Source organism: Micromonospora sp. DT47, assembly GCF_049844475.1.
Lineage (GTDB): Bacteria > Actinomycetota > Actinomycetes > Mycobacteriales > Micromonosporaceae > Micromonospora.
In genome coordinates this window covers 73,190-86,981 of the sequence record NZ_JBNCLC010000018.1, presented here as the reverse complement: position 1 = coordinate 86,981, position 13,792 = coordinate 73,190, and the positions used below count along the sequence as shown (strand labels likewise).

The 13,792-nt window shown below is 74.9% G+C and carries 13 protein-coding genes and 1 pseudogene; 8 read left to right on the top strand and 6 right to left on the bottom strand.

Going from position 1 to position 13,792, the window contains the following annotated elements; all coding sequences use genetic code 11:
• The first annotated feature begins 34 nt into the window (after nucleotides 1-34).
• Entirely contained in the window at nucleotides 35-853 is an 819-nt protein-coding gene (gene hisN / locus ACLQ2U_RS23810) for a histidinol-phosphatase (RefSeq protein WP_425752956.1), read from the top strand.
• A gap of 60 nt (nucleotides 854-913) precedes the next feature.
• A pseudogene (locus tag ACLQ2U_RS23805) lies at nucleotides 914-1,818 on the top strand (hypothetical protein).
• Here the strand turns inward: ACLQ2U_RS23805 and ACLQ2U_RS23800 are convergent.
• A complete protein-coding gene (locus ACLQ2U_RS23800; RefSeq protein WP_425752955.1) occupies nucleotides 1,773-2,975 on the bottom strand; it encodes a glycosyltransferase in 1,203 nt (400 codons plus the stop codon). The pseudogene ACLQ2U_RS23805 and the gene ACLQ2U_RS23800 sit on opposite strands and share 46 nt — an antisense overlap.
• A gap of 230 nt (nucleotides 2,976-3,205) precedes the next feature.
• Between ACLQ2U_RS23800 and ACLQ2U_RS23795 the strand changes: the two genes are divergently transcribed.
• From ACLQ2U_RS23795 to ACLQ2U_RS23785, 3 genes are all read left to right on the top strand, one after another.
• Nucleotides 3,206-4,207 carry an SDR family oxidoreductase gene (locus ACLQ2U_RS23795; RefSeq protein WP_425752954.1) on the top strand — a complete coding sequence of 334 codons (1,002 nt, stop codon included), beginning with the start codon at nucleotides 3,206-3,208 and terminating at the stop codon, nucleotides 4,205-4,207.
• Nucleotides 4,204-5,004 (top strand): ATP-binding protein, encoded by an 801-nt coding sequence (locus ACLQ2U_RS23790; RefSeq protein ID WP_425752953.1) that lies wholly within the window; start codon nucleotides 4,204-4,206, stop codon nucleotides 5,002-5,004. The genes ACLQ2U_RS23795 and ACLQ2U_RS23790 overlap by 4 nt, the downstream gene beginning before the upstream one ends.
• Before the next feature lie 73 nt (nucleotides 5,005-5,077).
• Nucleotides 5,078-5,650 carry a DUF5709 domain-containing protein gene (locus ACLQ2U_RS23785; protein ID WP_425752952.1) on the top strand — a complete coding sequence of 191 codons (573 nt, stop codon included), beginning with the start codon at nucleotides 5,078-5,080 and terminating at the stop codon, nucleotides 5,648-5,650.
• A 13-nt stretch (nucleotides 5,651-5,663) separates the two neighbouring features.
• Here the strand turns inward: ACLQ2U_RS23785 and ACLQ2U_RS23780 are convergent, their stop codons facing one another.
• Together ACLQ2U_RS23780 and macS are read right to left on the bottom strand one after the other, a co-directional pair.
• Nucleotides 5,664-6,314 (bottom strand): response regulator, encoded by a 651-nt coding sequence (locus ACLQ2U_RS23780; RefSeq protein ID WP_425752996.1) that lies wholly within the window; start codon nucleotides 6,312-6,314, stop codon nucleotides 5,664-5,666.
• Nucleotides 6,315-6,342: 28 nt separating this feature from the next.
• Complete coding sequence (macS, locus tag ACLQ2U_RS23775) at nucleotides 6,343-7,494, bottom strand: MacS family sensor histidine kinase (RefSeq protein ID WP_425752951.1); 1,152 nt, start codon at nucleotides 7,492-7,494, stop codon at nucleotides 6,343-6,345.
• A gap of 121 nt (nucleotides 7,495-7,615) precedes the next feature.
• On the opposite strand from macS, the gene ACLQ2U_RS23770 reads away from it, so the two are divergent.
• Nucleotides 7,616-8,050 carry an ATP-binding protein gene (locus tag ACLQ2U_RS23770; protein WP_425752950.1) on the top strand — a complete coding sequence of 145 codons (435 nt, stop codon included), beginning with the start codon at nucleotides 7,616-7,618 and terminating at the stop codon, nucleotides 8,048-8,050.
• Between the two features lie 24 nt (nucleotides 8,051-8,074).
• On the opposite strand, the gene ACLQ2U_RS23765 is transcribed toward ACLQ2U_RS23770, so the two are convergent.
• Nucleotides 8,075-9,013, bottom strand: a complete 939-nt coding sequence (locus tag ACLQ2U_RS23765; RefSeq protein ID WP_425752948.1) for a ribose-phosphate diphosphokinase — start codon at nucleotides 9,011-9,013, stop codon at nucleotides 8,075-8,077.
• A gap of 63 nt (nucleotides 9,014-9,076) precedes the next feature.
• Here ACLQ2U_RS23765 and glpK point away from each other — a divergent pair, with 63 nt between their 5' ends.
• Entirely contained in the window at nucleotides 9,077-10,561 is a 1,485-nt protein-coding gene (gene glpK / locus ACLQ2U_RS23760) for a glycerol kinase GlpK (RefSeq protein ID WP_425752947.1), read from the top strand.
• Nucleotides 10,562-10,763: 202 nt separating this feature from the next.
• Here the strand turns inward: glpK and ACLQ2U_RS23755 are convergent, their stop codons facing one another.
• Nucleotides 10,764-11,597, bottom strand: a complete 834-nt coding sequence (locus ACLQ2U_RS23755) for a phosphoribosylaminoimidazolesuccinocarboxamide synthase (RefSeq protein WP_425752946.1) — start codon at nucleotides 11,595-11,597, stop codon at nucleotides 10,764-10,766.
• Nucleotides 11,598-11,973: 376 nt separating this feature from the next.
• On the opposite strand from ACLQ2U_RS23755, the gene ACLQ2U_RS23750 reads away from it, so the two are divergent.
• Nucleotides 11,974-13,302, top strand: coding sequence for an ABC transporter substrate-binding protein (locus ACLQ2U_RS23750; RefSeq protein ID WP_425752945.1), 1,329 nt, complete (start codon nucleotides 11,974-11,976; stop codon nucleotides 13,300-13,302).
• Between the two features lie 111 nt (nucleotides 13,303-13,413).
• On the opposite strand, the gene ACLQ2U_RS23745 is transcribed toward ACLQ2U_RS23750, so the two are convergent.
• On the bottom strand, nucleotides 13,414-13,665 hold the full coding sequence (locus ACLQ2U_RS23745; protein WP_425752944.1) for a hypothetical protein: 252 nt from the start codon (nucleotides 13,663-13,665) through the stop codon (nucleotides 13,414-13,416).
• Nucleotides 13,666-13,792: the final 127 nt, after the last annotated feature.

Genomic DNA, 13,792 nt, shown 5'->3' with positions numbered 1-13,792 from the left:
TCGTGACCCGGCGGGCGTCGCTACCGTTTCCGGCATGACCGGGTACGCCGACGACATCGCCCTCGCCCACCAGCTCGCCGACCGGGCCGACGCCATCTCGATGGCCCGGTTCCGGGCGCTCGACCTGCGGGTGGAGGCCAAGCCGGACCTGACCCCCGTCTCCGACGCGGACACCGCGGTCGAGCGGGAGATCCGTGCCCTGCTGGCCGAACGGCGGCCGGACGACGGCCTGCTCGGCGAGGAGTACGGCGAGCAGCCGGCCGCCGCGCCGGGCGGTCGGCGCTGGGTGGTCGACCCGATCGACGGCACCAAGAACTTCGTCCGCGGTGTCCCGGTCTGGGCCACCCTGATCGCCCTGATGGAGGGCGACCGTCCGGTGGTCGGGCTGGTCTCCGCCCCCGCGCTGGGTCGCCGCTGGTGGGGTGCGCTCGGCGCGGGCGCGTACGCCGGCCCGGACGCCGCCTCCGGCGAGCCGATCCGGGTGTCGGCGGTGAAGGACCTCGCCGATGCCAGCTTCTGCTACTCCTCGCTCACCGGCTGGGAGTCCGCCGGCCGGCTGGACGCGATGCTGCAGCTCATGCGGGACAGTTGGCGCAGCCGGGCGTACGGCGACTTCTACGGCTACGTGTTGCTGGCCGAGGGCGCACTGGACGTGATGGTGGAGCCGGAGTTGTCACTCTGGGACATCGCCGCCCTGGTGCCGATCGTCACCGCGGCCGGGGGGACCCTCACCGACCTCGACGGGCGTCCCGCCCCTGCTGGCGACGGCTCCGGCGAGGTCAGCGCGGTGGCCACCAACGGCCCGCTGCACCCGGACGTCCTCGCCCGGCTGGGTCGGCCAGCCGCGCGCTGACCCCCCGGCACCCTCTATCCTCGCCAGGTGGTGTCCTCCAGTTGGTGCTTTCTCGCGGCCATGATCGTCGCGTACGGCTTCGCCAACATGTTGCAGTCGGTCGCCGCCGCGAGGACGACCGTGCACCACACCTTCGACCCGGGCCTGCTGCTGCGACTGGCCGGCCACCGCACCTACCTGATCGGGCTGCTCTGCCAGGTCACCGGCTTCGTGCTGGCCTTCCTGGCCCGCCGGGACCTGCCGCTCTTCCTGGTCCAGGCCAGCGTGGCCGCCGGGCTGGGGGTCACCGCCATACTCGGGGTGGTGGTGCTCAAGTGGCGGCTGCCGGCCGCCGAGGTGGCCCTGCTGGTGCTGCTCTTCGGCGGGATCACGGCGCTGGTGCTCTCCGCCCAGCCGGCGCCCTCCAAGGCCCTCGGCACCGCCGGCCTGGTCGCCCTGGGGGTGGCGCTGGTCGGCATCGCGGTGCTCGGCTTCTTCGCGGTCCGCCTGCACGGGGCGCCCGGCTCGGTGGCGCTCGGCTCGCTGGCCGGGCTGGCCTTCTCCGCCGCCGCGGTCGCCGCCCGGCCGCTCGCCTCCGCGGCGTCGACCGAGGCGTTCGTCCGGGACCCGCTGCTCTACCTGCTGATCGCCCACTCGCTGGTCGGGCAGCTGCTGCTCGGGCTGGCGATGCAGCGCGGCTCCACCACGGCCGCCGTCGCCGCGATGGACGCCGCCGGCGCGGTACCCGCGGCGATCGTCGGCCTGCTACTGCTCAACGACAAGATCTGGCCCGGCCGGGAGTGGCTCGCCGCCGCCGGCTTCCTGATCACCCTCGCGGCGGTGATCGGGCTGACCCGGTATGCCGAACCGCAGCACCACCACACGGTGGCGCGCGCCCGGGAACGGCCGTTGGCCGCCGCCGGCCCGCGCCGGTGACCGTTCAGGCCGCCTCGACCGGCCGGCGCCGGCGAACCACCCGCTCGTAGAGGCGCTCCAGCGCGCCGGCCGTCCGCTCCCAGGTGTAGCTGCACCGGACCCGGTCCACCGCGGCGTGCCCGTACGCGAACCGGCCGGCGTTGTCGGCGAGCAGCCGGCGCAGCGTCACGCCCAGCGTGCGGACGTCGCCCGGGGGCACCAGCCGGCCGGTCACCTCGTCCACCACCGCATCGGCGATGCCGCCCATCGCGTAGCCGACCACCGGCACGCCGCAGGCCATCGCCTCCAGCGACACCCGGCCGGCGGAGGAGTAGTGCGGGGTGCAGGCCACCACGTCGGCCGAGCGGTACCAGGTGGCCATCTGGTCGTGCGGCACCGCGCCCACGAGCGTCACCTGGTCGGCGATCCCGGTCCGCTCGGCCAGCTCGCGCAGCCGGCGGGCCTCGGCATGGGTGGCGAGCTGCTCCAGCGACGGCCCGCCGGCGATCACCAGCTCGGCGTCGCCCACCAGCCGCATCGCCCGGATCAGGTCCTCCTGACCGTGCCCTGCGGAGAGGCCGCCGACGGAGAGGATGCGGGCCCGCCGGTCGCGCGGGGCCGCCTCGCCGTCCGGGTGGAACTGCTCGGTGTCCACGCCGGCCGGCACCATCGCCACCGAGGTGCGTTGCAGGCCCATCCGGGTCAGCTCGTCGACCTCGTCGTTGCACTGGGCGACCGCGATGTCCACCGCCCGGGTCAGGGCCCGCTCCAGCGGGATCCGCTCCCCCGGGCCGTCGTACTGCCGGCCGAGGTGGCGCAACTGCTCGACGCCGAGCGAATGGAAGGTCTGCACGACCGGGATGTCCGTCTCGCGGACCGCGTGCGCGGCGGCCAGGCCGCCGATCCAGTAGTGCCCGTGGACCACCTCCGGCGTCCACTCCACCGCCCAACGGTCGGCCAGCCAGCGGCCGAACTCAGCGACGTACGGGACCAGCTCGGCGGTGGCGGTGGGCCCGGGCGGCCCGACGGGCACCCGTTCCACGCGGTAGCCGTCGACCTCGACGCTCTCCGGCGCGGCCGGGTCGTCGCGGCGCTCGTAGACCCGGACGTCGTGGCCGCGCCCGGCCAGCTCGGCGGCGACCCGGGCGATGTGCTCGTGGGTGCCGACGGTCGGGCCGTCCGCGTGCCTGGACGGGCCGGCGTGCGCGCAGACGAGGCCGACGCGCATGGTGCACCTCCATGCGGTTTGACGAGGGATGGGTCCTCCGGTCAGAGCGTCCCATTAACCGCGCCCCGGCGAGCCGAAACCTGGCACTTCGGGAGCCGTCGGAGAAGTGCCGGCGAGCCGGTCGCGACCCGGCGGGCGGCGTGCCGGAGGAGACGGCCCGAGTGGCCGGTTCTCCCTGATTCGGTGGGCCTTGGCGGCATGACCCACCCCGGTGGGGGTACCGGCGAAGAATGCCGCTGACCCGCAGTCTCGCCGACGCCACTGTGGTGATCACCGGGGCCTCCAGCGGGATCGGCACCGCCACGGCGTACGCGCTGGCCCGCCGGGGCACCGCCGTCGTCCTCGCCGCCCGCAGCGGGACCGCCCTGGACGAGGTCGCCCGGCGGTGCCGGGAGCTGGGCGGACGCGCGCTGGTGGTGCCCACCGACGTCACCGCCCCGGCGGCCGTCGAGGCGCTGGCCGCCCGGGCGGCGGCCGAGTTCGGCCACGTCGACGGCTGGGTCAACAACGCGGCGGTGAGCGCGGTCGGGCTCTTCGACGAGATCCCGGTGACGGAGTTCCGCCGGGTGGTCGAGGTGAACCTGCTCGGGGCCGCCTACGGCACCCGGGCCGCGCTGCCCTGGCTGAGCGCGTCCGGCGGCGGGGTGCTGGTGAACAACGTCTCGGTGCTGGCCGAGGTGGCCATGCCGTACCAGTCGGCGTACAACGCGACCAAGCACGGCATCCGCGGGCTGGCCGACACGGTCCGCCAGGAGCTGCGGGTGACCGGGCGGGCCAACATCTCGATCTGCACGGTACTGCCGGCCAGCATCGACACCCCGTTCTTCCGGCACGCCGGCAACCACACCGGGCGGGAGCTGGTCCCGCCGCCGCCGGTCTACCCGCCGGAGGTGGTGGCCGAGACGATCGTCCGGCTGCTGCGCCGGCCTCGCCGGGAGGCGTACGCCGGCGGTGCGGCCCGGCTGATCGGCCTGCAGTGGCGGCTCGCCCCGGCGCTGGCCGAGCGGGTGCTCGGCTGGTACGCCCACCGGACCCAGTTCGGGCCGGCCTGCGCGGTGGACAGCAGCGGGAACGTCTTCACCGGTGACGCCGGGGCGGAGCGGGACGGCGGCTGGCACGGCCGCCGCCGGCAACTGGTCCGGGTGACCGCCGCGTTCGGGCTGGCCGCCGCCGGAACGGCCGTGGGAACGGTGGCCGCGATGACCCGACGATCACGGACGGAACGCCGATGAGCCGGGCCGAGCGGCCGGATGCGCGCTCCGCGCCCGGCGTGCACAATGGGACGATCATGCCGATGGACGTGCAGTGCCTGGTGGAGGCGGACGAGTCCTCCGCCGTCGTCCGGTTGAGCGGGGTGCTCGAACCCGCCGCCGTCGACCGGGTGCGCGACGCCCTGCTCGCCCGGCTCTGCGACCGGCCCGGCCCGATCGTGGTCGACCTGGCCCGGCTGCGCTCCAGCGGCGCCACGGCCGGCCGGCTGCTGGCCGAGGTGCGGTACACCGTCGCCGACTGGCCCGCCGCCGACCTGCTGGTGGTCGATCCGGCCCGCACGGTCACCGGCGCCGCCGCCGCGCAGCTGTCGATCTGGGCCACCCCGGATGAGGCGACCGCGGCGCTGGCCCGTACGCCGATGGCCGCCGTGCTCGCCGCGGACCTCACGCCCACCATGGGCGCGGCCCGGCAGGCCCGCGAGATGGTGGCCGACGGGTGCGCCCGCTGGGGCCTGCCGGAGCTGACCGAGCCCGGCTGCATCGCGGTGACCGAGATGGTCAACAACGTGGTGGCGCACGCGCTGACCCCGATGACGGTCCGGCTCGCCCCCCGGGACGACTCCCTGCACATCGCGGTCCGGGACCACTCCCGGCGGCAGCCGGCGTACGCCGGGCTGGCCCCGCTCACCTCGACCGGCGGCCGCGGCCTGCTGCTGATCGACACGGTGGCCCGTCGCTGGGGCAGCACCGTCGTCCCGGACGGCAAGGTGGTCTGGTGCGTGCTGCACGCCGAGGACGAAGCCGCGTACCAGGGCTGACTCATCCCGTTTCGTCCCGATCGCGGCCCCCGCCGCCGGTTACCCCGGGCACGGCAGTGGGTAGTGATCAGCCATGCGCGACGACGAGTACCCGACCCCCGTGTCCGACCCGGAGGCGAACGGCCTGCCCGACACCGCCGACGACGACTCGAGCGCCAACGACGACGTCCTGACCGGCCGCGAGGCGGACGGCCCGGATCCGGCCCAGCTGCCCGGCGACCGGACGCCGGTGGCCGTGGACCGCTTCGGGACCACCGCCGAAGAGCAGCTCGCCGGCGAGTCGCTGGACTACAAGCTCGGGCGCGAGCAGTACGAGCGGGCCGCCGACGACCCGCTGGCCGGCCCGGTCGACCCGGACATCGCCGCCGAGGCGGACAGCGACGAGGCCGCCGCGCAGGCGCAGCTCGACGCCGACGTGATCGACCCGGGTCCCACCTCGGACCCGCACTCCCCGGTCTCGCTCTACGACCACGGCCAGCTCGGCAGCGTGGCCGACGCCCAGGTGGGCCGGCTGGTGGAACCGGACGAGGGCGCGCACACCGACCAGGAGACCGACAACGTGGCGTACGACGCGGGCGCGGCCGGCGGTGGCGCGACCGCGGAGGAGCTGGCCATCCACGAGACCCGGCCGCCGGAGTCGCACTGACCCCGCTGGCGGCTCAGTCGTCCAGGCCGCGCTCGATCGCGTAGCGGGTCAGCTCGACCCGGTTGTGCAGCTGGAGCTTGCCCAGCGTGTTCTGCACGTGGTTCTGCACCGTGCGGTGGGACAGCCCGAGCCGCTCGGCGATCTGCCGGTAGGACATCCCCTTCGCCACCAGACGCAGCACCTCGGTCTCCCGATCGGTGAGCCGGGGTGCCGCGTCGTGCCGGGCGCCCCGCGCGGCGTCGTCCGGTCCGGCGGCGGCCAGCCGCCGGTACTCGCCGAGGAGCAGCCCGGCCAGGCCCGGCGTGAAGACCGCCTCCCCGGCGGCGGTCCGCCGGACCGCGTCCAGGAACTCCGCCGGCGCGGCCGACTTCACCAGGTAGCCGGTGGCCCCGGCCTTCACCGCGTCCAGCACGCTCTGCTGCTCGCCGCTGGCCGAGAGCATCAGCACCCGGACCTCGGGCAGCGCCGCGCGCAGGCCGCGGATCACCTCCACCCCGGAGACGTCCGGCAGCTGGAGGTCCAGCACCACCACGTCGGGCCGGGCGGCGGCGGCCACCCGGACCGCCTGGCGTCCCTCGCCGCTGGTGGCGACGACGAGGTGACCGGCCTCGGTGAGGTCCCGGGCCACCCCCTCGCGCCACATCGGGTGGTCGTCCACCACCATCACCCGGATCACCGGTTTCTCCTCGCGTTCACCGCGCGGTCCCCCGCCCACCGGCCCGGAACCGCGACACCACCAGCTCGATCTCGGTGCCCTCCCGGGGCGCGGAGAGGACCCGTACCTCGCCGCCGAGGTCGGTGATCCGGCCGCGGATGGACTGGGCCATGCCGAGCCGCCCCTGCCGGACGGCCTCGGCCAGCCGCCCGTCGGGGATGCCCGGGCCGGCGTCGCGTACCGACACGGTCACCGTCTCCCCCTCGTCCTCGACCAGCACCCAGGCCCGCCCGTCGGCGTGCCGGTCCACGTTGTCCAGCGCCGCCGCGACCGCCGCGGCCAGCTCCCGGGCCGTCGTCGCGGGCAGCGGGACCGGGGTGGCCGGCGCGGAGACCTGGACCGCCGCCGAGGCGTGCCGGCCGAGCAGGGCGCGCAGGTCCAGGGTGTCGCCGGCCGTGGCGGCCGGGGGCGCCGGGTCGCCCCCGGAGATCAGCGCGCGCAGCGCCGCCTCCTGCTCGCCGGCGAGCCGGGCCAGCTCGCCGGCCTCTCCGTCGAGGTGGGCGCCGCGCCGCTGCACCAGCGCCAGCACCTGGAGCACCGAGTCGTGGATGCCGCGGGCGAGACGTTCCCGCTCCCGGGTCGCCGCCTCCAGCTCGACCGCGCGCTGCAGCCGCTCCTCGGCGGTCACCGCGAGCCGCGCGACGTGCCCGACCACCACCCCCGCGAGCAGCAGCAGGATCACCCCGGTGAGCGAGGACGGGCCGATCCGCCCCCGGCTGGCCAGGTCCGCCCCGCCGAGCAGCAGGGCGGCCACCGCACCGCGCCGCCGGCCACCGGAGACCGCCCAGGCCAGCACCGGCCCGGCCAGCCAGGCCACGGCCAGGGTCGGCACGCCCGCGGCGAGCGCCTGGCGGCCGACCACCCACGGCGTCGCGGCCAGGATCGCCAGCACGACGCCGAGGTCGGCCAGGAGCAGCGGCCAGCCCCGGTTCGCCGGGCGGGCGTAGCGGACCGCGGTCACCCCGGACCAGGCCAGCATCACCAGCAGGACGACGCCTGCGGCGACCGGGTGCGCATATCGGTCGGCGTCGCGGACCACCAGCACGCAGACGTACGCCAGGGAGGCGAACCGGAAGACGGCGATGGACCGCCAGAGCGGCACCTCGAACCCACCCGGCGACGACGGCATGGCCGTCACGATGCCACAGTCGCCCCGCCCACCGGAGGGGCCGACTGCTGCATCGCTGAGAACCCTGACGTACGGTGGGAATGGCGCGAATAACTCCGAGACCCGCTGTCGGGACAGGGCCATGACGAACGCAGAACTGCCCACACCGCGTACGGTTGCGCCCATCGAACCTTCCCCCATCATCGCCGAGGCCTTCGACCAGGCACGGGTGACCGAGCTGCGGCACGTGGTCAGCTCCTGCGCGCACTCGGCCGGTCTGGGCGGCCAGCGGCTGGACGACTTCGTGCTGGCGGTCAACGAGCTGATCACCAACGCCGTCCGGCACGGCGGCGGCCAGGGCTGGCTGCGACTCTGGCGCCGCCCCGGCGAACTGGTCTGCGAGGTCTCCGACCACGGCCATGGCATCAGCACGCGGCGGCTGGGCGACCGCAGCCGGCCGGCCCCGGACACCGCCGGCGGCTGGGGGCTCTGGCTGGCCCGGGAAGTCAGCGACGCGATGGAGGTCGAGAGCGGCGCCGCCGGCACCACGGTCCGGATCAGCGCGGCGGTCGGCTGAACCGCCCGGGCCCGACCGGCCGGTTCAGCCGAAGAGCGCGCTGACCGACTCGCCGTTGTGGATCCGGCGCATCGCCTCGGCCAGCGCGGGCGCCACCGAGAGCACCTCCAGCTTCGGCACCCGCTTTTCCGCCGGAATCGGCACCGTGTTGGTGCAGACGATCTCCAGCACCCCCTCCTCGGCGCTGAGCCGGTCGAGCGCGCCGCTGGAGAAGAGCCCGTGCGTGCAGGCCAGCCGGATCGAGCGCACCTTCCGCTCGCGCAGGTGCGCCATCAACTCGATCACCGTGCTGCCCTTGGCGACCTCGTCGTCGAGCACGATCACGTCCCGGTCGGCGACGTCACCGATCACCGTGCTGATCGTGACCCGGTCGTCGCTGAACCGCTGCTTCGCCCCGGCGGCCACCGGGGTGCCGAGCATCCGGGCGAACGCGGCCGCCTCCTTGGCGTTGCCCAGGTCCGGCGAGACCACCACCGCGTTGCCCAGGTCGTACCCCGTGAAGTGGGCGGCCAGCTCGCGCAGCGCGTGCAGGTGGTCCACCGGGACGCTGAAGAAGCCGTGCACCTGCGGCGAGTGCAGCGTCATCGCGAGCACCCGGTGGGCGCCGGCCGAGGTGAGCAGGTCGGCGACGAGCCGACCACCGATGGAGATCCGCGGCGCGTCCTTCTTGTCCGACCGGGCGTACGCGTAGTGCGGCAGCACCACGGTGATCCGCCCGGCCGACGCACCCCGGGCCGCGTCGATCATCAACAGCAGCTCGACCAGGTGCTCCTGCACCGGCGGCACCAACGGCTGGATCAGGAAGACGTCCCGCTCCCGGCAATTCGCCTGGAGCTGCACCTCCAGGCAGTCGTTGGCGAACCGGGAGACCCGCACCGGGTGCAGCGGGACGCCCAGGTGGGCGCAGATCTCGGCGGCGAGCTCGGGGTGGGCGGTTCCGCTGAACACGGCGATGTCACGCACGGCGCCGATCGTACGGACGCGCACCGGTTCTCGGGCCGCACCCCGGCCCGGTACGGTGCCGCCATGACCGGAGAGTACGTCGCCGCCATCGATCAGGGCACCACCTCGTCGCGGTGCATCGTCTTCGACCGGGCCGGGGAGATCGTCTCCGTGGCGCAGCGCGAGCACCGGCAGATCTTCCCCCAGCCGGGCTGGGTGGAGCACGACGCCGAGGAGATCTGGGACAACGTCCAGCAGGTGGTCCGCGACGCGCTGGACGCGGCCGGCACCGGCCCGGAGGGGCTGGCCGCGGTCGGCATCACCAACCAGCGGGAGACCACCCTGGTCTGGGACCGGGCCACCGGCCGTCCGGTGGCCAACGCGATCGTCTGGCAGGACACCCGCACTGGTCCGCTGCTGCGCGAGCTGGACGAGCGGTACGGCGAGGAGCGGCTGCGCGCCCGGACCGGCCTGACCCTGGCCACCTACTTCGCCGGGCCGAAGCTGCGCTGGCTGCTCGACCACGTCGAGGGGCTGCGGGCGCGCGCCGAGCGGGGCGAGGTGCTCTTCGGCACCATGGACAGCTGGCTGATCTGGAAGCTGACCGGCCGGCACGTCACCGACGTGACCAATGCCAGCCGGACCATGCTGATGGACCTGGAGACCCTCGACTGGGACTCCGAACTGCTCGACGCGATGGGCGTGCCGGCGGCGATGCTGCCGGAAATCCGCTCCTCGGCGGAGGTGTACGGCACCGCCGGCGGGGTGCTCGCCGGGGTGCCGGTGGCCAGCGCCCTCGGCGACCAGCAGGCCGCCCTCTTCGGACAGACCTGCTTCCGTCCCGGCGAGGCGAAGTGCACCTACGGCACCGGCAGCTTCCTGCTGCTCAACACCGGCGCCGGCCCGGTCGTCTCCCGGCACGGCCTGCTGACCACGGTCGGCTACCGGATCGACGGCCAGCCCGCCGTGTACGCGCTGGAGGGGGCGATCGCGGTCACCGGTTCGCTGGTGCAGTGGCTGCGGGACAACCTCGGGCTGATCTCCACCGCGCCCGAGGTGGAGGAGCTGGCCGCCACGGTCGAGGACAACGGCGGCTGCTACGTCGTACCGGCGTTCTCCGGGCTCTTCGCCCCGCACTGGCGCAGCGACGCGCGGGGGGTGATCGCCGGGCTGACCGGCTACATCACCAAGGGGCACCTGGCCCGGGCGGTGCTGGAGGCGTCGGCCTGGCAGACCCGCGAGGTGGTCGACGCGATGAACTCCGACTCCGACGTGGCGCTGCGCCGGCTGCGGGTGGACGGCGGGATGACCGCGAACGGACTGCTGATGCAGTTCCTCGCCGACGTGCTCGACGTGCCGGTGGTCCGCTCCCGGATCACCGAGACCACCTGCCTGGGCGCGGCGTACGCCGCCGGCCTGGCGGTCGGCTTTTGGCCGGACCTGGACACCCTGCGGGAGCAGTGGCGCTCGGACGCGCAGTGGTCGTCGCGGATGGATCCGGCGCGTCGGGAACGGGAACTGCGCCACTGGCGCAAGGCCGTGCAGCGCACCCTCGACTGGGTCGACTGACGGGATCGCCGACCCGCCCGCCGTCGGCCGGGTGACCGACCACGGGCGCGGGCGGGGGGCCGAGACCCCGGGCGGCGGCGTCCTCGGCAAGCAGGCGGAGGACCGGTCGTACCGGGTCGAGCCGAAGGCCGCGCTCGGCGGGAACTGAGGTGCCTCCCCGGCCGGTCCAGGCCGACCGGGGAGGGCCACGGACAGCGGCCGCTCAGTCCCAGCGGTTGCCGGTGAGCTTCTCGTAGACGTCGACGTAGCGGGCCCGGGTCGCCTCGACCACCTCGGCCGGCACCTCGGGTGCAGGGGCCTGCTTGTCCCAGCCGCTGCCGGTCGCCCAGTCCCGGACGTACTGCTTGTCGTAGGAGAACTGGGTGCGGCCCGGCTGGTACGACTCGGCCGGCCAGTACCGCGACGAGTCCGAGGTGAGCACCTCGTCGCCGAGGACCAGGGTGCCGTCCGGCGCCCAACCCAGCTCGATCTTGGTGTCGGCGACCAGGATGCCCCGGTCGGCGGCGAGTTCGGCGCCGCGCCGGTAGACGTCGATGGTGATCTGCCGCAGCCGTTCGGCGGTCTCGGCGCCGACCTTGTCCACCACGTCGGCGTAGGTGATCGGCTCGTCGTGCTCGCCCACCGGCGCCTTGGTGGACGGGGTGAAGATCGGCTCGGGCAGGATCGACGCCTCGACCAGGCCGCGCGGCAGCTGCACACCGGAGACCGCGCCGGTGCGCTGGTACTCCTTGAGCCCGCCGCCGGTCAGGTAGCCCCGGGCGACGCACTCGACCGGCACCATGTCGAGCCGGCGGCACCGGATGGCCCGGCCGACGAACTCGGCCGGCACGTCGGTGGCCGAGATGACGTGGTTCGGCACCAAGTCGGCGAGCTGCTCGAACCACCAGAGCGACAGGGCCGTGAGCAGCCGGCCCTTGTCCGGGATCGGGGTCGGCAGCACCACGTCGTAGACGGAGATGCGGTCCGATGCGACGAGGATCAGGTCGTCGCCGTCGGCGTACACGTCCCGGACCTTGCCCGAGTGCAGAAGTTCCACGCGCGCTAGTACACCACGCGGCGTGGGGACGCCCGGCGGGGCCACCCGTGCGTCCCGCCGTCCGCCGTGGGTGCGGTCAGGTCCGGGCGCCGAGGTCGGTCCCGGCCGCGGGTCGCAGGAAGGCCGAGGACCGGATCGCCCCCAGGGGGTACGCGGGCCGGTGATCAGGCCCGGGTCGGTGCTGGCCGGGTCGGCGTCGGTCCAGCCGGATCTGATGTCCCAGGAGTTGCCGCCACCGGTCGAGCACCAGCGACGTCAATCGCTGCCAGCTCAGACGCCGGGTCCCGCCCCGTGGTGACCGACAGGCGTTGACACCCGGCCGCGTCGCCTGCGTGAATGGTCCGGCCGTCACCCGCTGTGTCCCCTGGAGCGCCCCTTGCCCGCCGCCCGTCCCCCGCTGCCCCGGCCCGCCGACCCGGCCCGGCGCCGGCTGCTCGGCGCGCTGCTGGGCGTGCCGGTGCTCGCCGCCGGCGGGCTCACCGGATGCAGCGAGGAGCAGGCGACACCGACCCGCGAGGGCCCGATCGAGCTGTCCGTCTTCTGGTGGGGTAGCACCGGCCGGGCGCAGGCCACCGAGCGGGCGCTGCGGCTCTACTCCACGCGCAATCCCCGGGTGACCTTCCGGGTCACCTGGCAGGCGCAGGGCGGCTACTACGACCGGCTCGGCACCCAGGCCGCTGGCGGCAACGTGCCGGACCTGTTCCAGCTCGACGACTCCGTGCTGGCCGAGTACGCGCAGCGCGGCATCACGCTCGACCTCAGCGGGTACGTCGCCGACGGCCGGCTCGAACTGAGCAGCCTGCCGACCGGACTGGCCGACTACGGCAAACTGGACGGCCGCACCCACGGCGTCGCCGCGGCGCAGACCCACGCCGCTGTGGTCTACAACAAGGACCTGCTGCGCCGCCTCGACGTGCCCGCGCCGACGACCGGGATGCCCTGGGCCGACTACCTCGACTGGGCGGCGCGGGTGACCCGGGCCAGCGTCGGCCGGGTCGCCGGCACGATGGACCCGTCCGGGGACCAGCGCGCCCTCTGGCTCTGGCTGCGCGGGCAGGGCGGCAAGTTCTACCAGGGGCGACAGCTGGGCTTCGGCTCCGGGGCGCTGCTCGACTGGTTCGAGACCTGGCAGCGGGCCAGGACCGACCGGGCCACCCCGGCCGCCGCTTTGGTCGACCGGGCCGACGGTGGCGACGTGACCCGGCAGCTGGTGGTCACCGGCCACACCGCCGCCTCGTTCGCCTGGTCGCACCAGCTCCCCGAGCTGCAGCGGTACACCGACGACGAACTGGCCCTGACCGGCTTCCCCGGCCCGCCGGCCGCGCAGTGGGACCGGGCCGCGATGTACTGGGCCGGCTTCCACGGCACCCGGTACCCGGGCGTGGTGGCCGACGTGATCAACTTTCTGACCACCAACGGCGAGGCGGGCCGGATCCTCGGCACCGAGCGGGGGCTCCCGGCCAGCCGGATCGTACGGCGAGCCGTCACCCAGACCCTCGACGATCCGGTCGTCGCCCGCGTCGCCGCCCTCGGCGAGTCGCTCGGCGAGCAGGTCGGTCCGGCGCCCGCGCCGCCGCCGAAGGGGCACGGCCAGGTCCGTGCGCTGCTCGCCGCGTCGGCCCGGAACATCCGCTCCGGCCGCGCCGGCGCGCGGGCGACCACCTCGTTGTTCATGGCCCAGGCGCAGGCGGCGCTGGCCCGCTGACTCCGCCCCGGGCGCCCCGCCGACCGCTCGTACCCGCCGCCCAGGCCGACGCCCTGGCCGCGACGGCACCGGCCGTGCCGCCCGGCCAGCAGCCGGGCGGCACGGCGTCGGTCAGCGCGGCGGACCGCCGCGGCGGTTGCGCATCAGCCGCAGCACCAGCAGGACGACGACGACGACCACCCCGAGGCAGCAGAGCAGGCCGAGGAAACCGAAGCCGCCGCCCCGGGACCGCCGTCGGGCCGCCTCCACCACCAGCTCGCCCGTACCCGTGGACGCCCAGGCCGCGACCGGTACAAAGACCGAGAGCACGACCGCACCGAGGACCGCGCTCAGCCGGCCCCACCACCTGTTCCAAGAAGACATGCCCTCATCCTGGCCGAACGGGGCAACCCCGGCCCGCCGGATACGACGATCGCCCGTCCCTCCGGACGGGCCGGAAACGGCGAGAGGCCCCGGAGCGAACTCCGGGGCCTCTCGTCGACAAGTAGCG